The 18,283-nt window shown below is 63.6% G+C and carries 18 protein-coding genes and 2 pseudogenes; 10 read left to right on the forward strand and 10 right to left on the reverse strand.

What is annotated here, in order from left to right:
- Positions 1–146 precede the first annotated feature (146 nt).
- Complete coding sequence (locus QE452_RS06750) at positions 147–1,214, forward strand: hypothetical protein (RefSeq protein ID WP_309658989.1); 1,068 nt, start codon at positions 147–149, stop codon at positions 1,212–1,214.
- 107 nt (positions 1,215–1,321) lie between these two features.
- Here QE452_RS06750 and QE452_RS06755 read toward each other — a convergent pair whose 3' ends face one another.
- From QE452_RS06755 to QE452_RS06785, 7 genes are all read right to left on the reverse strand, one after another.
- Complete coding sequence (locus QE452_RS06755; RefSeq protein WP_309658988.1) at positions 1,322–2,401, reverse strand: tyrosine-type recombinase/integrase; 1,080 nt, start codon at positions 2,399–2,401, stop codon at positions 1,322–1,324.
- A complete protein-coding gene (locus QE452_RS06760; RefSeq protein WP_309658987.1) occupies positions 2,398–2,649 on the reverse strand; it encodes a hypothetical protein in 252 nt (83 codons plus the stop codon). The genes QE452_RS06755 and QE452_RS06760 overlap by 4 nt, the downstream gene beginning before the upstream one ends.
- 111 nt (positions 2,650–2,760) lie before the next feature.
- Complete coding sequence (locus QE452_RS06765; protein WP_309658986.1) at positions 2,761–3,588, reverse strand: hypothetical protein; 828 nt, start codon at positions 3,586–3,588, stop codon at positions 2,761–2,763.
- On the reverse strand, positions 3,585–3,830 hold the full coding sequence (locus QE452_RS06770) for a hypothetical protein (RefSeq protein ID WP_309658985.1): 246 nt from the start codon (positions 3,828–3,830) through the stop codon (positions 3,585–3,587). Before QE452_RS06770 ends, QE452_RS06765 begins: the two co-directional genes overlap by 4 nt.
- Complete coding sequence (locus QE452_RS06775) at positions 3,830–4,255, reverse strand: hypothetical protein (RefSeq protein ID WP_309658984.1); 426 nt, start codon at positions 4,253–4,255, stop codon at positions 3,830–3,832. The genes QE452_RS06770 and QE452_RS06775 overlap by 1 nt, the downstream gene beginning before the upstream one ends.
- Complete coding sequence (locus QE452_RS06780) at positions 4,252–4,722, reverse strand: hypothetical protein (protein WP_309658983.1); 471 nt, start codon at positions 4,720–4,722, stop codon at positions 4,252–4,254. Before QE452_RS06780 ends, QE452_RS06775 begins: the two co-directional genes overlap by 4 nt.
- Positions 4,722–5,117, reverse strand: a complete 396-nt coding sequence (locus QE452_RS06785) for a hypothetical protein (RefSeq protein WP_309658982.1) — start codon at positions 5,115–5,117, stop codon at positions 4,722–4,724. The genes QE452_RS06780 and QE452_RS06785 overlap by 1 nt, the downstream gene beginning before the upstream one ends.
- Positions 5,118–5,304: 187 nt before the next feature.
- Between QE452_RS06785 and QE452_RS06790 the strand changes: the two are divergent.
- From QE452_RS06790 to QE452_RS06830, 9 genes and pseudogenes are all read left to right on the forward strand, one after another.
- Positions 5,305–6,117: pseudogene (locus QE452_RS06790) on the forward strand (NADPH-dependent F420 reductase); the annotation flags it as partial.
- Positions 6,118–6,189: 72 nt separating this feature from the next.
- Positions 6,190–7,101 (forward strand): NmrA family NAD(P)-binding protein, encoded by a 912-nt coding sequence (locus QE452_RS06795; RefSeq protein ID WP_309729773.1) that lies wholly within the window; start codon positions 6,190–6,192, stop codon positions 7,099–7,101.
- A gap of 58 nt (positions 7,102–7,159) precedes the next feature.
- Complete coding sequence (locus QE452_RS06800) at positions 7,160–7,957, forward strand: hypothetical protein (RefSeq protein ID WP_309658980.1); 798 nt, start codon at positions 7,160–7,162, stop codon at positions 7,955–7,957.
- Complete coding sequence (locus QE452_RS06805) at positions 7,954–8,865, forward strand: NmrA family NAD(P)-binding protein (RefSeq protein WP_309658979.1); 912 nt, start codon at positions 7,954–7,956, stop codon at positions 8,863–8,865. Before QE452_RS06800 ends, QE452_RS06805 begins: the two co-directional genes overlap by 4 nt.
- A gap of 63 nt (positions 8,866–8,928) precedes the next feature.
- Positions 8,929–10,049, forward strand: a pseudogene (locus QE452_RS06810) (NADH:flavin oxidoreductase).
- A 46-nt stretch (positions 10,050–10,095) separates the two neighbouring features.
- On the forward strand, positions 10,096–10,728 hold the full coding sequence (locus QE452_RS06815) for a glutathione S-transferase family protein (protein WP_309658978.1): 633 nt from the start codon (positions 10,096–10,098) through the stop codon (positions 10,726–10,728).
- 473 nt (positions 10,729–11,201) lie between these two features.
- A complete protein-coding gene (locus QE452_RS06820; protein WP_309658977.1) occupies positions 11,202–13,811 on the forward strand; it encodes a glycosyl hydrolase 115 family protein in 2,610 nt (869 codons plus the stop codon).
- Between the two features lie 690 nt (positions 13,812–14,501).
- Positions 14,502–14,837, forward strand: a complete 336-nt coding sequence (locus QE452_RS06825; RefSeq protein WP_309658975.1) for a TfoX/Sxy family protein — start codon at positions 14,502–14,504, stop codon at positions 14,835–14,837.
- Between the two features lie 78 nt (positions 14,838–14,915).
- Entirely contained in the window at positions 14,916–15,356 is a 441-nt protein-coding gene (locus QE452_RS06830; protein ID WP_309729776.1) for a DCC1-like thiol-disulfide oxidoreductase family protein, read from the forward strand.
- On the opposite strand, the gene QE452_RS06835 is transcribed toward QE452_RS06830, so the two are convergent.
- Genes QE452_RS06835 through QE452_RS06845 form a run of 3 tightly spaced genes read right to left on the reverse strand, consistent with a single transcriptional unit; the run spans position 15,343 to position 18,228 of the window.
- Entirely contained in the window at positions 15,343–16,722 is a 1,380-nt protein-coding gene (locus tag QE452_RS06835; protein ID WP_309730520.1) for a cytochrome P450, read from the reverse strand. The genes QE452_RS06830 and QE452_RS06835 overlap by 14 nt on opposite strands.
- The gene (locus QE452_RS06840) at positions 16,676–17,938 is read right to left on the reverse strand and encodes a hypothetical protein (RefSeq protein WP_309658973.1); all 1,263 of its coding nucleotides are present in this window, start codon (positions 17,936–17,938) and stop codon (positions 16,676–16,678) included. The genes QE452_RS06835 and QE452_RS06840 overlap by 47 nt, the downstream gene beginning before the upstream one ends.
- On the reverse strand, positions 17,935–18,228 hold the full coding sequence (locus QE452_RS06845; RefSeq protein WP_309658972.1) for a hypothetical protein: 294 nt from the start codon (positions 18,226–18,228) through the stop codon (positions 17,935–17,937). Before QE452_RS06845 ends, QE452_RS06840 begins: the two co-directional genes overlap by 4 nt.
- Between the last annotated feature and the right edge of the window lie 55 nt (positions 18,229–18,283).

The raw sequence follows: 18,283 nt of genomic DNA on the forward strand, positions 1-18,283 counted from the left end.
CCTAGCTGCTGAGTTATGGATCGCATGGATGGGGTGATGCATACGCATGACGTTTGGACCTTCTGCGAAGAAGCGCCGCGTCTTGATACCGCCGTCCTTTAAACCGCAGACTTGGCGATCTATTTTGATACCGTTATGGAAAGCGAATGTTTAAAGACAGCACCACCTTCGTTGTAGGCGCAGGCGCCTCCAAAGAAATCGGTCTTCCGCTTGGCAGTGAATTAAAACAGCAGATCATTGAGCTTCTCGCCTTTGATCCATCCGCAGCGGATTTATTTATTGACGATCGCTTCAACCAGGTCATCGAGGATGACATAGCTAGAAGTCAGTTTCCAAGTGAAACCAGACAGTCGTGGCGCGATGCCGCCGTTCAAATCAAGCGCGGGTTACCAAGAGCGTTATCAATCGATAATTATCTTCACACCCACGAAGGAGACGAATACGTTGAAAGGCTCGGTAAATTAGCTATTTCGTTCCTGATTCTTAGAGCAGAAAGATTTTCTGCGTTTTTCGAACAGGAAACTGCAGCCGATAGAATTTCGGGAAGGAGAGTGCGTGTATCGCCCTCCATTGACAATACAAGTTTTGCGTCAAGTTGGCACGAGCCGTTTGCACAGCTCGTCATGTCAGGGGCTCACGTCGCAAATCCGGAATCAGCGTTTGAAGACTTGCGGTTTATCATATTCAATTACGATAGATGTGTAGAACAATATCTGTATTTAGCGTTGCAAGACTATTTTAATATAGATGGTGATCGGGCTGCACTGGTGCTGTCACAAGTCCAATTCATCCATCCGTATGGATCCCTTGGCCCTCTTCCGTGGCAAGCACTCAACGGTAGAAGAAAGGGTGTTCGTTTCGGCGCACAGGGCCCAATAGATTATTGGGAACTTTCACAAGAAGTTCACACTTTCACTGAAGCTGTAGAAAGCGACACAGATCGCTCTATTAAAGTCGCTGTAGCTCAAGCATCGACAATCGTTTTCTTGGGATTTGGCTTCAACGAGCAAAATGTGCGATTACTTACACCGCATGGTTCTAAAAACGCTAAAAGCGCCTTCACGACTGCTAAGGGTATATCGTTACTAAGCCATGAGACATTAAGAAGGACACTAGTCAGCTTCATGGATCATCGCAATCCGAACGTCTGGATTGAGAATGAAGGGTGCCGCGATCTTTTTACAACCTTTCAGCTGCCACTAAGTCAAAAATGACAAAGCAAGTTTAGGCTCAATTGTGTGGACATAAATAGCGAATAAGTGGATAAATAATCAGCGCTTCGCTTAGGATCGGCGACGCAAAAGCCAACAAAGCATGCATTTCATCTCTCCGTGGCGTGCCGCGCTTTATAGAACGTCGCTATCTCACCTTTAATTACACGGTCGGTTGCACCGCGAGCGATCATCAGCGCCCTCGCGCGCTTCCCGTAGTGGCGTACCATCTCCGGCGACATGCCGAGTATTTCACCCACCTCACTGTCGTTCAGACCGCGCTCCAGCAGGTAGCAGCAGGCGTTTTTGCGCAGGCCGTGAAATGTGAAGGTTGCGTCTTCGGCGATCATCTCGCGCGCGACTAGGTCGGCATGCACCTCGCGAACGGCGGGCTGCGCCATCAGGGCGCGCAGTCGCTCCTGTATCGCAGCGGTAGTCTTGAACGGTGCGCCGGACCGTTCGTAAAGCAGAGTGATCGACCGGCGCGGCAGCTTGGCCAGCTCCTCCAGCCAGAACGGGTGCATTGGCACGGCAACGTCCTTGGTGGTGCCCCCTCGCCTGATCTTCTGCTGAGTAAACTCCATGATGCCGTCCTTCACCCAGCCGTATTGCATCCGGTCGCAGTCGCCGATCCGCTGCCCCGAGCAGAGCCCGGTCACGATCGCGAGGCGGGTCATCGGGGTAGCCTCCTCCAGGCACACCCGTAGCATGTCGGCCGGCCATGGCTCATGCTCGCCAATCTTGAGGATCGGCACCTCGGATGTCGGGTTGTCGTCACGTGCACCGATCCGAATCGCATGGCGCATCAGCGATCCGAAGACGCTGAGCCAGACGTTGGCCTTGCCGGGCGTTTCAAGCAGGCGATCTCGCAGCTTGTAGACGGCGACTGGGCGCACACCGGCGATCGAGCGATGCCCGTCCTCCTCGGCGATCATCTGCAAGTAGCGCCCCTGGTTCTCGCGCGTCTTTGGGCTCTTGGCCTTCCATTCCGCACTGGCGCGGTAATCCTGCACCAACCACCCGAGCGTGTCGGTCTTCGGGCCTTGGCGCACCGGCTCGGGTGCAGACAGGCGGGCATACTCCGCGGCGAAGTCGGGGTGATCTACAGCCGGCAGGCGGATGTAGGTGTCCTTGCCTCCGACCTTGCGACGGAAATAGAGCAGGCCCTTCCGCTCGGTGACGTTCTTCAACGCAAGTCGTCCCATGTGTCGTCCCGATCCTTCAGCGCGCCCGCGCGAAGCTGCTGGATCGAGAACTGCTTGGCAATGAGGGCGTCGAGCTGGGCGCGCGCCCATAGCATGTTGCTGCCTTCCTTGACGCCGTGCGCGCCGAAGCGCGTCAGGAAGGTGGTCTTCGATATGCCCATGTAGGCACATGCGACGTCAGCAGGCATGCGGGCCGGCCAATCCGGCAGCCTCTCCAGGACTGCGAGGTTCACGCCGCCCTCCTCTGCTCTATCGGTTCCGGCCGCGCGCAGCGACGCTCGATCATGATCTGCCAGACGATGTCCGCCATGCTGTCGCGACGCATAGAGCGAGGAACCAAGCCATCACGCCCCCTCCCCCTCGGTCGCTGCATGGCCGGTAGCTGGGATGGTGGCCTTCGGGGTGTAGGCGGTGATGTCCAGCGCCTCGCCCGTATGCGCACGGAAAATCAACGCCGGGTCGGATACCTGCGCCTCTCGCCCGCTCGTGCCCTTCCTGAACACTACAGGCCCGATCGCATAGTCGGCTGGCGGTTCAGGATAGCCGGGAGCACCCGGCCCCCACGGCTTCATACCTGCCGGAACCACCTCCCCCGTAGCTGGGATGGTCGGGGCGGCTGCGAGGGCGGCAAACATCACGCGAGCATCGGCGCGACACTGCTCGGCAAAATCCCACGTAAGAGGAACCGTGCCATCGCGACCGGACAACGTGTCCTGCGGACTGGACGGCCATCGCGACGGCGGGTTGGCCCGGCTATCTCCTCCCGGAATGCGATGCAGACCCAACGCTTTCGCGACACGCTCTACCATCGCGGGGTCAGTCGCGGGCGGCCGGGAGGCGGCGCACTCCGCAAGGAAGCCGTGCAGCGCGTCCACGATGAGGCGTCGCTCCCACTCGGTCGGCTCATAGTCCGCGCCCTCGGTGCTCATTACATAGTCAGCCGCGTAAGCGTCGGCTGCGGCGTCTAAGTCCGCCTCCCGCTCTCCCGCCCCGCTCGTGGCTTCGGCGGTGGCGAAGGAGAGCATGGCGGCGATGTAGATTGGCTGATCCGCCGTAAGCTCCCGCCCTTGCGCGATGTGGCGCGCGGGGTGCGGATGCCTGAAGTCAAGAAAGGCTTGAGCCAGCACTTCTCGCGCCCGCGCCTCTGCGGCATCGGTGGTCGTGGGGGTCATGCGAAGCCTCCACGATAGAGAGAGGCGGCACAGACCAGCACCAAGGCTATCAGGGCGGCTACCTTACGACGGCCGCTGTCGACGCGGGCGCGATAGGCGTTGGTATAGGCCGGCATTATCGGTGCGAGCGCGACAGCGATCTGCACGCGCCGCGGCGCGATGGTGCTCCAGATGGTGTAGATGCCGGCACCGGCCATGAATGCCAGGCACGCGACGCCAGCGACGTGCATGAAGGTATGCATCACAGGGCTCCCCGATAGGGCTTGGGATGAGGCGGATTCGCCCAACCGTCCGGCTGGACATCTCGAGGCTTGCCGTTGGGGCCGATGACGCGGACCTTCCCGCCCGCGCCCTTCCCGATCACCGGGCAGTCGAAGGCGTAGACCGGGCGCAGCTCACCGATGCGCAGAACGCCCCCGGCCTCGTCGGCATAAAGGTCGATCTCGCGGACCACCTCCATTGCCGGTGCGGTCACCGGATCGCGGCCCATGGCGATCAGCGCCTGTTCCTGCTGGGCGGTAAAGCGGCGACCTTCCTCCCAGATGCCAGCCCACCAAGGCAGTGGCTTGGACGGTATCCAGCGGATGGTGGCCGGCCGGCGCCCGAGGAAGACGCGGCCATGGATCTTGCGATCCTCGGCGATGAAGGCAGCGGCAGCCTGGGTCACCGGCAGGCCTCCAGGTAGGCGACCGCGCCCTTGCCGGCTTCGAAGCGACGGCGCGCCTCGATCTCGACATAGCGGGCGGCGATCAAGTCGACCTCGGCCTCGGTCGCAGCCCGCTCGGCCGCATCGGCGATCGCGCGCAGACCGAGCAGCACCTGGGCCAAGGTCGGCCGGCGTTTGCCACGATTGATCCTAGAGAGCCGATCGGCTTCCTCCACCATCAGCAGCAGCGCCCTGCCCGGCTTCTCGCCCGGCAGCGCCAGCTTGCCGGCGCGCGTCTCGAACAGGTCGAACAGGTCGGCCCGCTCCGACAACATTGGCAGGCGTTGCGCATAGCGCTGTTCCGGAAGCCGGATGATGCTCTCGATCTGACGAATGCGCCGGGCGGCGTGCGCCAGTTCAGGCAGCACAGCCTCCAGATCAGGGTCGACCGGACCGGACAGGATGCGATTGGCAGCAGCGGCGGCCATCAGCGCACCGCCTCGCCGCGCGCAGCCAAGTCGCGCTCCCATGCGCCCCGATCCGGCCACTTCGCCCAAAAAGCGTCCGAGACGGCCACGGCGTCATGACCGGGCAGGCCCTGCTCGAACGACTTCCACCCCAGCGCGTGCTGCTGCTTGTGGCAGCTATCGCACAGGGGGATGCAATAGCGGTCGGCGACCTTCGTTGCGGTCCCCTTCCCGCCCGCGTGGTCGACATGGGCCGCCACGGTAGGATTGCTGGTGTCGCCCGGGTGACCGCAGCGAATGCACGGCAGCTTGCGCAGCCAGCGCTTGAAATCCTCGGCGCATTTCCAGGCGGGCCGGCCGGCGCGCGGCGGCTTGCGGGTCTGGAACGCGGACCGGGGGAGAGCAGCGGAGCGCATGCCCAAGCGCCGTGATCTGGTGCTGGCGGTGGTTAGCGAACGCGCCGGCGAGGACATGACCAACCTTGAGCCGGATTTCCTGCCGCGCCTCAACCGCGCCATCTACATGTGAGCGACGGTGAACGGACTGCGCTCGACCTGATATCACCCGTTCCCGACCTTCTGTTCACCATTCCATGACGGACAATCGCCCGTTCGAGCCGGGTGCGCCGCACGGCCGGACAGTTTCATTCGCTTTCAAGGAACAAACCTCATGAAGATCGGCATTCTTGGCACCGGCAACATCGGCAAGACGCTGGTGAAGACGCTCAGCGCGGTGGGCCACGAAGTGAAGGTAGCGAACTCCCGCGGGCCTGAGACGATCGACGCCGACCTGCTGACGAACGGCGCCAAGGCAGTCACCTCCGCCGAGGCAGTGTCCGACGTCGACGTCGTGATCATGTCCACGCCGCTCGCCGCCATCCCCAAGATCGCGCCGCTGATCGCCGTTCTGCCAGAGGAGGTGATCGTGATCGACACTTCCAACTACTATCCGGCGCGCGATAACGAGATCGACGCCATTGAGAACGGCATGGCTGAAAGCGTCTGGGTCTCTGGCGAGCTGGGTAGGCCTATCGCCAAGGCGTGGAACGCCATCACATCGGCATCTTTCGCCGAGAAGGGCACGCCGGCAGGGACAGCGGGTCGCATTGCCATCCCGGTCGCCGCTGACGGCGACCGCGAACGCGAGGTTGCGATGCGGCTGGTTGACGAGACCGGGCTCGATGCGATCCATTCGGGCGGCCTGGCGGAATCGTGGCGGCAGCAGCCGGGCTCGCCGGTCTATTGCACCGACCTGACCGCCGACGAGATTCCGGCCGCGCTCGCCGCAACCGAGCGGGCACGCCTGCCCAAGCGACGCGATCTCGCGATCGAGGCGATCATGGAGCGGGTCGGCGACAGCACCACCAATCCGGACTCCGACTATGCAGTGCGGCTGACCCGCGCGCTGTTCATGTGACCACGATGACGGGCCGGAGATGCTTCGGGTCGTCGCGGCCCTTCCCTTTCTGCCGACGATTGGACGACGCCAATGCCTAGCGATACTCCCCTCATCTTCCTGATGGGCACCACCGGCCAGACCGGTCGCCATATCCTCGATGAACTCGATCGTGACGCCGGTGGCGCCCGCATCCGCATCGGCGTGCGCAAGCAGAAGGATCTGGAGCGGCTGCGGGCCGAGGGGCGCAAGGCGGTGCTGTTCGACCTCGACGACCCGCGCACCTTCGCCGCGGCGTTGTGCGGGGTCGACCGCATGAACATCCTAACCGGCTACACCATCGCCATGACCCACCAGACCAAGACGGTGGTGGACGCGGCGAAGAAGGCTGGCGTGCGGCACATCGTGAACCAGGGCGTGTTCGCGGCGGACGACGCGACGGACTCCAAATATTCCTGGTTCGCGCTAGTCGAGGCCTACATCGAGGCGAGCGACATCGCCTGGACGCACCTTCACCCCAACGTGTTCCTGGAGAACATGCTCAGCACGTCGCCACCCGTCGGCGGCACCTTCGAGACATTCTGGGGCGAGAACCGCGTTGGCTATGTCGCGCTTCACGACCTGGCCGCCGTCACCGCCAAGGTGTTGCGCGACGGGCCGGAGCGCCACGGCTCGCGAGACTACTATCTCAGCACCGAGACCATGACCTCCACGGAGCTAGCCGCAGCACTAAGCGACGTGCTCGACCGTAAGATCGGCTTTGCGACACTAGGCCCGGCGGACCTGGAGGAGCGGTTCAAGAAGGGCACGGTCGAGGTTGAGGATTGGTATGCGCGCAGCGGCTTCGAGCTGCTGACGCAGTTCGCCGACGGGCGCATGGGATACATGGGCACCGTCAAGGACGACGTGCCCTATCTGCTCGGCCGGCCGGCGATCGGGGTTCGCGCCTGGGCGGAGATGCACAGGGAGCAGCTTCTCGCCTTCGTCGACCAGACCGAGGGCTGACGCCCGTTACCGGCCACCCGCCCCCCTCCCCACCGGTTCCCCATAGAAGACCATGACGATGAAGAAGCTGCTCGAAACCTATGACTTGAGCGGTCGCCAGTTGCGCAACCGCTTCGTCATGGCGCCAATGACCCGTGCCCGCCGCCCCGACGATATCGCGGACGAGGAGACGGCGCTCTATTACCGCCAGCGCGCTAGCGCGGGACTGATCGTCAGCGAGGGATCGTTCGTCTCGCCCGAGGCGCAGGGGCATATCCAGGTGCCGAGCCTGTGGAGCGACGAACAGGTCGCGGGGTGGAAGCTGGTTACGGACGCCGTCCACGATGCGGGCGGCACGATGTTCGCGCAGCTCTGGCACGTCGGCCGCATCTCGCACACGCAGCTTCAGCCGGACGGCGGGGGGCCCATCAGCTCCTCGTCCAAACAGATCGACGATCCCCGCTTCATGGTGTTCGCCTATAAAGAGGACGGCTCGCAGGGCCGCATCGATCCCTCACCGCCGCGCGCACTGGAAACCGACGAGATGGCCCGCGTCGCGTCCGATTTCGCGATGGCTGCCCGCCATGCCGCGGCCGCGGGCTTCGATGGTGTCGAGCTTCACGGAGCCAACAACTACCTGTTTGAGCAATTCCTGAATCCTTCCCTGAACGACCGGACCGATCGCTATGGCGGCTCGGCCAAGAACCGGGCGCGCCTCGTGCTGGAGACGATCGACGCCGTGATCACGCAGATACGCGGGCACAACGCTGCGCGATCATCTCGGCGCACCCGCACAATACGGGATCGACCTGCGCATCTCCGCCTGATCTGCGCGGCTATCCCGACCTTCACCTTGCAAACCGGAGACCATCCATGACCGACACCAGCCCCCTCATCTTTCTCATGGGCGTCACCGGCCAGACCGGCCGCTACATCCTGGAAGAGTTCGACCGCGATCCCGGCGGGGCGCGCATCCGCGTCGGGGTGCGCAAGCAGGCCGATCTGGAACGGCTGCGCGGCGAAGGCCGCGACGCGGTGCTGTTCGACCTCGATGATCCCGAAACGATGGGTCCAGCGCTGCGCGGCGTCGACCGGATGAACATTCTGACCGGCTACACCATCGCCATGACGCATCAGACGAAGTGGCTGGTCGATGCGGCAAAGAAGGCGGGCGTCCGCCACATCGTCAATCAAGGCGTCTTCGCCAATCAGGACTGCACCGACTCCAAATTCTCTTGGTTCATGCTGGTCGAGGCTTACATCAAGGCCAGCGGCATCGCCTGGACACACCTGCATCCCAACATGTTCATGGACGGCATGCTGAATGTCTCGCCACCTAGGGGCGGATCGTTCCCCGTGTTCTGGGGTGAGGAGCGGGTCGGCTACATCGCGGTGAAGGATATTGCGGCAGCAACGGCGCAGGTCCTGCGCGACGGGCCGGAGCGGCACGCGGGCAAGGACTATTACCTCAGTACCGATGCGCTGTCCGGTCCGGACATTGCCGCTATATTGAGCGAGGTGCTGGATCGCGAGATCACCTGCGACGTGCGTGAGCCCAAGGACATGGAAGCACAGTTCAAGTCTGGTACGCGCGACATCGAGGATTGGTACGCCAGAAGTTCGATCGAGTTCTGCACGCAGCTGTTCGACGGTCGCCTGGGCTATTTCAGCACGGTGCGCGACGACATGCCGTATCTTGTCGGGCGGGCCGGCATCACGTTCCGCGAATGGGCGGAAGAGCACAAGGCCGAGCTGCTGGAAGCGGTCGATCAGCCCTCCGGCTGACCGATCTCTTTTCTGTACGGTGCAATGCCTTTGCGCCCCCCCTCCCTTATCGGACCTCTGACCATGACCTCGAATTCAATCGACACGCTGTTCCGCCCCTTCCGGGTCGGCACGATGGACCTGCCTAACCGCATCGTCATGGCGCCGATGACCCGCGCGATGGCACCGGGCGGCGTGCCGGGCGACGCCAACGCCACTTATTACCGGCGCCGGGCGGAAGGCGGTGTCGGCCTGATCGTGTCGGAAGGCACGGTGATCGACCGCCCCGCCTCGCGGAACGAGGCCGGCGTTCCCTTTTTCCACGGCGAAGCGGCGCTCGCAGGATGGAAGGACGTGATCGACGCCGTGCACGCCGCTGGTGGCCGGATGGGGCCGCAACTTTGGCATACTGGCTCGACGATCGGTGTGTCGGGGTGGGAGCCGGACTCGCCGGTTGAAAGCCCCTCCGGTCTCGTCGCACCCGGCAAGCCACGTGGCGAGAGGATGAGCGAGGAAGCCATCGTCGATACGGTCGCGGCTTTCGCGCAGGCGGCGGCTGATGCCAAGGCCCTCGGCTTCGACACGATCGAGCTGCACGGCGCGCATGGCTACTTGATCGACCAGTTCTTCTGGTCGGGCACCAATGAGCGCACTGACCGCTACGGCGCGGGGTAACGATCGCGGAGCGGTCGCGCTTCGCCGCGGAGATCGTCGCGGCGACGCGCAAGGCGGTCGGCCCCGACTTCCCCGTGATCCTGCGCGTTAGCCAGTGGAAGCAGCAGGATTATGGGGCACGTCTGGTTGAGACCCCCGATCAAATGGGCGAGTGGCTGCTGCCGCTGGTGGAGGCGGGCGCCAGCGTGCTGCACTGTTCGCAGCGTCGCTTCTGGGAGCCGGAATTTCCCGAGATCGACGGCGAAGACGGCTTGAACTTCGCCGGCTGGGCGAAAAAGGTAACGGGCGCGCCGACGATCAGCGTCGGCTCGGTCGGGTTGTCGGGCGACTTCATCTCAGGTTTTGGCGGCGAGATCTCGACAAGCACCGAGCTCGACAATCTCGTCCGCCGGATGGAGCGCGACGAGTTCGATCTGATAGCGGTCGGTCGCGCGCTCATCACCGACGCCGGTTGGGCCAACAAGGTGCGCAACAACGATGCCGCCGACCTCAAGGGGTTCAGCGTCGCGTCGCTGAGCGAACTGGTCTGACGAAGGCACAGGCGCACCCACGGGATCAAGACACAGGAGTTCTTGCATGCTGACCCTGCACCATCTCGAATATTCCCGCTCGCAGCGCGTGCTTTGGCTGCTGGAAGAGCTTGACGTTCCCTACGAACTTGTGAGGTATCCGCGCACGGCCAAGTTTCGCGCGCCGCCCGAGCTGGGCAAGGTTCATCCGCTCGGAAAGTCGCCTGTATTGGTCGATGGCGACCTCATGCTGGCCGAGTCTTCCGTGATCCTGCGCTATCTTAACGATCGCTACGGCGAGGGCCGCTTCGCGCCGCACGCCGGCACTCCCGAATATTGGCAACACGACGAATGGCTTGAATTTGTCGAGAGTTCGGCGGTGCTGCCGGTAATGGTCGGCGTACTGGGCCAGATGACGGGAGAGGGCGGCCCCGGCCTTGAGAGCTTTTGCGACAGCGAAGCGGGCAAGATGCTGGCCTACCTCGCCGACGCGCTGTCGGACCGCCCTTTCCTGATGGGGGGCGAGGTGATGCTCGCCGATATCCAAATGACCTATTTCCTCGATATGGCGAGCACGGCGGGATTGCTCGACAGCTTTCCGGTGCTGCAGGCCTATCTGGAGCGATTGATGAAGCAGCCCGGCTTCCAGCGAGCGGAAAAGAAAGGCGGGCCGATGAAGGCGCCAGCCCGAAAAGATTAGAACGGAATAACACATCGGCGGTCGAGTGAAGCGGTGGCTGTGCCTGCAGCAACCGCTTCACCCAAAGACAAGACTTTAAGGGCATACATCATCAGCTGGGTCGGCAAGATCACCTCGCACATGCAGACGCTTGGACGACCCACCCACCACAAGATAAACGACCGGTTTTGCGACTCTAGCAATTTTTGTCCGGGGACGCTCCCTCGAGATCGGAAAACCCGTCGCGGAAACCATCGGCACATTGCTCCGTGGTGGACATCTTTTCTGGCGGGGTGATGATGCTCATCCGCGTCATTAAACGCGGCTGAAAACCCACTTCCGGTCATTCGGTGGCACTCGGACCTATCGTAAAAGCAGCCGCTCCTTCGTCGCAATAAGGACGCAGGCGGCTGACCTCGGGAAAGCGTTAGCCTACGAAGCAACAAGAAGCAGGCTTAGGACAGGCAACGATGAGACTTGACCGCAGAACCTTGATGAGCACCGCCGCGTTGGCTGGCATCGGGACTTGGATGCCGAACCCGGCAACAGCAGACGCAGCGCCCAAGCGGAGGCGGCCGGCACGTGGTTCTTTTGGCCTTATCGCCAACGGTCGACCAGCCGGTGTCCTGATCGACGCCGGGGCTGACAGCGCCGTCAAGCATGTCGCGAGCAGCTTCGCGGCTGACCTTGAACGGGTCAGCGGGCAGGCAGCGCCGCGTCCAGCCAGTCCCGAGGAGGCGAGCGGCCCGCTGGTAATCATCGGCGTACTCGGCGGGAGCGCGATCATCGACCGCTTGGTCGCAGATGGCCGGCTCGACGCATCCGACCTGAAAGGCGAGTGGGAAGCCTCCCGCCAAGTCGTGGTCGATCGGCCGATGCCGGGCGTGCCTCGCGCACTGGTGATCGTCGGATCCGACCGCCGCGGCGCCGTGTTCGGCACCTATGACGTTTCTGAGCGGATTGGCGTGTCGCCCTGGCACTGGTTCGCCGACGTGCCCGTTGCTCGCCGCCGCAGCGTCTTCCTTTCGGTCGAACCACGCCGTGACCAGCCCAAGGTGCGGTATCGCGGCTTCTTTATTAACGATGAGGCGCCAGCCTTCAGCAATTGGGCGATAGAGAAGTTCGGTGGCGCCAATTCCAAGATGTACGCCCACGTCTTCGAGCTCCTGCTCCGAATGAAGGGTAATTACCTGTGGCCCGCGATGTGGGCGCCTCGGGCGTTCAACGACGACGATCCGCAGAACAGGGTGCTGGCCGACGCGATGGGCGTCGTCATGGGTACGTCGCATCACGAGCCGCTGACGCGCGCGCAGGACGAATGGCATCGTAACACCGCAGGTGGGGTGACCGGGGGCAAGTGGGATTATACGACGAACCGGGACAACCTGCGTCGCTTCTGGCGCGGAGGCGTCGAGCGGATGATGTCCAAGGGCGACGGCTGCGGCTATGAAAGCCTGCTGACTGTCGGCATGCGCGGCGACGGCGACGAGGCGATGGCAGAGGGCACTGCCACCGAGCTACTCGAGACAGTCGTCGCGGATCAGCGCCGGATCATCGCCGACGTCACCGGCCGCCCGGCGGAGCAGACTCCGCAGATGTGGGCGCTCTACAAGGAGGTTCAGGACTATTACGACCACGGCATGAAGGTGCCGGACGATGTGACCTTGCTCTTCTCCGACGATAACTGGGGGCAGATCCGGCGGCTGCCGCCCGTCGGCGCCCCGCCACGCAAGGGCGGCTACGGAGTCTACTATCACTTCGACTACGTCGGAGTTCCCCGCAACTACAAGTGGATCAACACCAACCAGATCGAGAAGGTTTGGCAGCAGATGGACCTCGCCTACCAGCGGGGCGCACGCGACATCTGGATCGTCAACGTCGGCGACATCAAGCCCCTGGAGTTCCCCTTAAGCTTTTTCATGCGGCAGGCTTGGGACCCTGAGGCAATGACGCCTGCCGCGCTGGCTGCCTACCCCGAAGACTGGGCGACCGAAGTGTTCGGCCCCGAACACGCCAAAGGAATAGGCGAGATGCTAGCGACCTATGGCCGCTTTGCCGCACGCCGAAAGCCGGAGCTGATCGACCAAGACAGCTTTCCGCTTGGTGCAAGCACCGGCCGCGGGCCGCTTGATGGCGGCGAGTTCGGCGCGATGGTGGCGGAATGGGATGCGCTGGAAGCCCGCATGGCGGACGTACGCGGCCGGCTTGGGCCTGAGCAGCGCGACGCCTACTACCAACTCGTAGAGCATCCGATCTCGGCGCTCGCCAATCTTTATCGGCTCTACTACGCCGCCGCGTGGAACGCGCGCCTCGCGTCGAGCAACGACCCGAGAGCGAACGCCTTTGCTGACCAAGTCGAAGCAACCTTCCGGCGGGACCAGGAGCTGACCGACCGCTATCACTCGATGAAGGGCGGCAAGTGGAACGGAATGATGGCTCAGGTCCACATGAATTATGTGATCTGGAACGACCCGGTCCGGCAGAGCATGCCCAGCATCACGCGGGTGGGCGGCGACGTGCCCGAGGAAGAGCGTAACCGCCCTGCACGGTTCGTGCCCCGGGCAGCATCGCCGGCGGGCGTCATCGCGATCGAGGCAACCGCGTTCAGCAGGAAGCGCGACGCCAAGGGACTGGCCTGGACAGCAATTCCGAACCTGGGCCGCACCGGCGGCGCCTTGGTCGCGCTGCCGCAAGGCAGAGGCCCCACTACCGTAGCGGACCAGGTCTGCGTCGAGTACAGCGTTTGCGTGGATAAGCCGGGCGCGGCTCGCCTCTCCCTGTACTTGGCTCCGACGCTGAACACGCTTGGCAAGGGCGGGGTCCGGATCGGTGTATCGGTGGACGACAGCGCTGTGCAGATACTCGCCTCAAATCTGGAAGCGACCGGCGGGGCGCAGGACACTCCCGGCAAAGTTCAGTGGGCGGACGCCGTACGGAACAATGCCATCGTCGTGTCAGCCGCCCTGGGCGAACTGACCCGCGGCAGGCATACTATCAAGCTTTGGCGATTGGATGACAACGTCGTGCCGCAGAAGTTGGTGCTCAGTACGGCGTCTGTGCCGGAAGCCTATCTTGGCCCCGAACCCGCCGCGAAACGGCTCTGAGTGGTCTGGCCATCTGGGCAGCTGAATGACCCATATTCAGACATTCGTGACTGCAAAACCGCTTGCCGCTTCCGGCCGCTCGTTCAGCTCGCAAAAGCGGGTTATTCATCGCGATGCCGAGGGTCACAGTGTTCCCTATTGGGAGAATATTTGCCGTCAGGGCTGACGCCGCAAACTCCGAACATGCTGGCGGAGGAGGAGCATTGCGAAGACGGAAATGCCAAGTAGATAGCCACCCCCTCGCAGGGCGAGAGCGGCTTCTGCTTCTGAGCCAGCATGTCCTCCAAAGCTACCGATCGCGAAGCCGATCGCGAGGAAGCAGCCTGCAAACCGCGCTTGGGCCGGTGTTCCGATCCGTCCCGCAAAAAACCAAGCGAGCCATCCATAAAACATGACGTTTCCCGCTGCGGCAACAATCGTAAGCATCAGACAACCTTGGAACGACGAGGTGGCGACGATAGTGGTCCGCTAGGATCGGCACAACGTCGAAGACAACAGTTCAATTTCATAGTCCTAGCGGTTGCAATTGGGCGAGGGCAGCCGCCTTGCCCTTCCGCCGAGGAGACCCAATTGCGGACTTTCAGTGGCACTTTGACCTCTCCCGAAAGCGGCCGCTCGTTCATCACGTTGGGGACGCAGACCATGGTCGGCCCGTTGCCTGCGCCGAGGTTCATCTGTTACGCCTAAGACATGGCGACGCAGCAACGCACAGTCGATTACCTGCTAGAACAGGCTACTGGCAGCGGCACGCTGTCGGCCAAGCCGATGTTCGGTGAGTACTGCGTCTATGTTGACGGCAAGATGATCGGGTCGGTCTGCGACGATCAGCTCTACGTGAAGCCCACGGCATCAGGTCGCGCGTATGCCGAACCTACGTCCGACGCGCCGCCCTACCCAAGTGCCAAGCCACACCTGCTGATCGAGGCTGATTGCTGGGACCATGCCGAATGGCTGGGTGAACTGCTGCGCGTTACGGCGGCTGAGTTGCCGACACCCAAGCCGCGCAAACCGAAGCGTAGCATGTGAGCGTCCGCTCGGTGAGGTTCAGGCCTTGCGGCTGTGGCCTGCGCTGGTCGGACGGCACTAGCGATAGGGTCGTGATTGGTGAACGGCTGGAAGCCTGAATGGGGCATAGCCGTCCGACGCCCGTCCAAGTCGTTTTCGACACTCGCTGCGTGCTGTGCAGCAGATGGGTGCAGTTTCCTGCTGCGGCACGAGGCGGACGACCGGCTACGCTTTGTGGGTGCCTGGTCGCCAACGGGTCTGGACTTGGCGGCGCGCCACGGGCTGGACGAGCAGGATCTGCAACGGACATACCTCGTTGTTCAGGACGGCGTAGGCCTGACACGCTCAGACGCCGGCTTGGCGCTGCTGATGCATCTCAAGGTGCCATGGCGTTGGTTGCGACTGTTGCGGATCGTGCCGCGACGCATCCGCGACGCCGCCTACGACCTAGTCGCTCGCAATCGGTATCGCTGGTTCGGCACCACCAAAACCTGTCTGATCCCCGGACGGGACACACGCCATCGCTTCACGCTCGACTGATCTCCACGCGGCGCCAAGTCATCGGTAGGCCACCCCGAGGGCGGAGCGAGAACTTGGGATCGGGTTCGGGTACAGCTGGCACCGCCACGGGTTCCCACCGTTGCAGGATCGTCGCGGCCACCACGCACGCCTCGACCAGCGCAAAGTTCTGCCCGATGCAAACCCTGGGCCCCGATCCGAACGGCAGATAGGCATGGGCCGGCCAGGACGGTGGGCGTAGGAACCGGTCCGGGTCGAAGCTGTTCGGTTCGTCGAACCAGCGCGGGTCACGGTGGAGCGTGAACGGCACGATCTGCACGAGGTCGCCCCCGCGGATCATGGTATCGCCCAAGTCGACGTCCTCAGTCGCCTGACGCAGGAACAGTGAATAGGCTGGCGGCCACAGGCGCAGCACCTCCGCGATCACCGCCCGCAGCAGCGGCAGCGCTGCAACGTCGTCTACGCCCGGCGGCCGGTCGCCGAATGCTGCGACCTCTCCGATCACGCGGGCGCGCCAGGCAGGATATTGCACCAAGGCGAGGAACAGCCAGCTCAGCAACGCGCCGGACGTCTCGTGCCCGGCAATCAGCAGGCTCATGGCATCATCGCGCACGGGGATGTGTTCGCCGCCATGCTGCTCGACCAACATGGACAGGAGGTCGCCACGGTCGCCAGGTTCGTCGATGATCCGGCGTCGCACCAAGTCGCCTACGACGTGGTCCATCAGCGCCATCGCGCGGCGCTTGCGCGCCTTGGACGGCAGCGGCAGCCAGTCGGGCATGACGAACGGCGCAGTGCTTTCGTGGAACGCGGTATCCGACAGGACCTGGATCGCGCGCTCCACCTCGTCGCCGTTCGCCAGTGGCTCGGCGCCGAACAGAGTGCCGGTTGCGATGTCAAGCGTCAGCCGCGCCATGACGGCGTCGGTATCCACGGTTACGCCCTCGGGACGGCCAGCGCGCTCGAAGCGGGTGCATAACCGCTCGGCATGGCTCGCAGCGGTCGCAGCATAGTCACGCACCCGTTGCGTGCGAAACGCCGGCTGGACCTTGCGGCGGCGGTCGCGCCAGCGTTGCCCTTCGGCAACGATCAGACTGTCGCCGTTCCACTGAGCGATGACCTCGGTCAGCTTGCGGAAGCGGATGAACGAAGCTGCGCTAGCCACCAGTACGCGTTCCACATCGTCCGGGCGGAAGAGCAGCCAGGACCTATACGGACCCAGCCGCAACCTCACCCGATCGCCGTGCCGCGCGCGCATGTCGGCATAGAAGCGCAACTGGTCGCGCCGGATGCGCCACAGATGGTCAGCTCCTAGTAACAGCGTATTGGGCGAACGGGGTTCAGGCAGCGGCCCCCTCCCAACGAAGCACGCGCGACCTACGCAGATATTGCAGCGGGAGCGCTACGAGCAGCATCGCAGCCCCCACAAGCGCCCAGCCGAAATGCACGTGACCGAGTACCTTGCCGCGCGCCGCCAAGCCCACGAACACGCGGTCTTCGCCCGGCTCGTGATAGCCGAAAGGCACGCCAGGCGTCGCCAGCACCTCCAGCGAGACGGTGCCGCGCGGAACGAGCCACCGCACGAACCGCGCCTGCTTCAAACAGGCGGGATTGTAGGCCAAGACCGATGCCTGCGCGAACCAGGGCCGCCAACGGGGCCGCCACTCACCGACATGGGCGCGGTACTCAGGCCAGCCGTCCGGAAAGCGCCGCAGCAGGTCGTGGCGATGATGCCAGCGGACCATCCCAATCACGAACACCCATGCCATGATCGACGCCGACGCCACCCACGCGTTGCCCAGCACCGCGCCCATCACGATCCAGGTGGCGGCCGTGCAGGCCTGCATGGGGTTGGTCAGATAGGCGAACACGCCTGCGCCCACGAGCCGCCTGGTGGGGTCAAGGGGGATCGCCGTGCCTTGCCCATGGATCGCGAACATCTGAACGGCCGAGAGGCCCAACACCATCAGCGGCAGGCACAGTAATGCTCCCACCGCCATACGCCAGGGTTCGATACCACCCAGCCCCCACGCGCCACCCGTCGCGTGCAGGATCAGCGATGGGATGACCGCGAACGCCAGGCAACCGTGCCCGACCGCCAGCAGCGCCGCCCGCCGGGGCAGGTGAACGTCGCGCGCCGTCCAGCGGGCGAGGTAGAGGGCCGGCAGGTGGGCGACTGCGAAGACGAGCAGCACGCCTCCCACCCATCCCTGCCCCGCCACGACCAGCGGCGCGAGCGAGGAAAAGACCGTGCCGTGAAGGCCGACCACGATCGGTAATACCAGCCACACGGGCGCGACATCGGGGAAGGCGAGGAACAGCACGGGTCCGAACAGCAGCGCGCCTCCCACCCATATGTCAGCAGGTAGCCCCTGCAGCATCAGCACGTCGTCGCCGTAACGCCAGCACCCGAGCCGCATCGCAAGCATATGGGTCGCGAAGATCAGGCCAAGACCATACAGAAAGGCGAACAGCGCACCGATCATCATCCGCTTGTTGCCACGACGCCACCACCCGAGCAGCAGGACGGCCACGAGCGGCCCTAGGAAAAGTGCCCATCGGAGCGCCCACATGAGCGGCAGCGGCAGATCGAGCGCGATCATGCGACGACGAGGCGCGCTAGGGGTTCGCGCAGCTGGCGCGGCAAGCGGGTCTCGAACAGCTCCACCACTAGGAACACGACCGGAAAGCCCAAGGTCAGGTACAAAGCCACGACTGGCAGGACGATGACAAGCCACAGCTGGATCATGGTGCCGACCCGCATCAGCAGGCCTTCGCGAGTGCGGGTGGGCGGCAGCAGAGACAAGATGACCAACAGCATGGCCGGTAGGACCGCACCGAACGGAAACGCCAGCAGCCGGGAAGCGTGGCCCGCGTGAAGCGAGCTAATCATGACGGCAGCACGCCAGACGAGTGCAGCCGCCAACAAGCCCCAAGCCGCGCGTCGG

This window comes from Sphingomonas sp. SORGH_AS_0438, assembly GCF_031453475.1.
Classification (GTDB): domain Bacteria; phylum Pseudomonadota; class Alphaproteobacteria; order Sphingomonadales; family Sphingomonadaceae; genus Sphingomonas.

What these genes read in the sequence shown, in the direction of transcription:
- QE452_RS06770 (WP_309658985.1), bottom strand. Translation starts at nt 3,830, where the DNA reads ATGCATACCTTCATGCACGTCGCTGGCGTCGCGTGCCTGGCATTCATG.
- QE452_RS06845 (WP_309658972.1), bottom strand. Translation starts at nt 18,228, where the DNA reads ATGATTAGCTCGCTTCACGCGGGCCACGCTTCCCGGCTGCTGGCGTTT.
- QE452_RS06785 (WP_309658982.1), bottom strand. Translation starts at nt 5,117, where the DNA reads ATGCGCTCCGCTGCTCTCCCCCGGTCCGCGTTCCAGACCCGCAAGCCG.
- QE452_RS06820 (WP_309658977.1), top strand. Translation starts at nt 11,202, where the DNA reads ATGAGCACCGCCGCGTTGGCTGGCATCGGGACTTGGATGCCGAACCCG.
- QE452_RS06780 (WP_309658983.1), bottom strand. Translation starts at nt 4,722, where the DNA reads ATGGCCGCCGCTGCTGCCAATCGCATCCTGTCCGGTCCGGTCGACCCT.
- QE452_RS06795 (WP_309729773.1), top strand. Translation starts at nt 6,190, where the DNA reads ATGCCTAGCGATACTCCCCTCATCTTCCTGATGGGCACCACCGGCCAG.
- QE452_RS06800 (WP_309658980.1), top strand. Translation starts at nt 7,160, where the DNA reads ATGAAGAAGCTGCTCGAAACCTATGACTTGAGCGGTCGCCAGTTGCGC.
- QE452_RS06805 (WP_309658979.1), top strand. Translation starts at nt 7,954, where the DNA reads ATGACCGACACCAGCCCCCTCATCTTTCTCATGGGCGTCACCGGCCAG.
- QE452_RS06825 (WP_309658975.1), top strand. Translation starts at nt 14,502, where the DNA reads ATGGCGACGCAGCAACGCACAGTCGATTACCTGCTAGAACAGGCTACT.
- QE452_RS06815 (WP_309658978.1), top strand. Translation starts at nt 10,096, where the DNA reads ATGCTGACCCTGCACCATCTCGAATATTCCCGCTCGCAGCGCGTGCTT.
- QE452_RS06765 (WP_309658986.1), bottom strand. Translation starts at nt 3,588, where the DNA reads ATGACCCCCACGACCACCGATGCCGCAGAGGCGCGGGCGCGAGAAGTG.
- QE452_RS06750 (WP_309658989.1), top strand. Translation starts at nt 147, where the DNA reads ATGTTTAAAGACAGCACCACCTTCGTTGTAGGCGCAGGCGCCTCCAAA.
- QE452_RS06840 (WP_309658973.1), bottom strand. Translation starts at nt 17,938, where the DNA reads ATGATCGCGCTCGATCTGCCGCTGCCGCTCATGTGGGCGCTCCGATGG.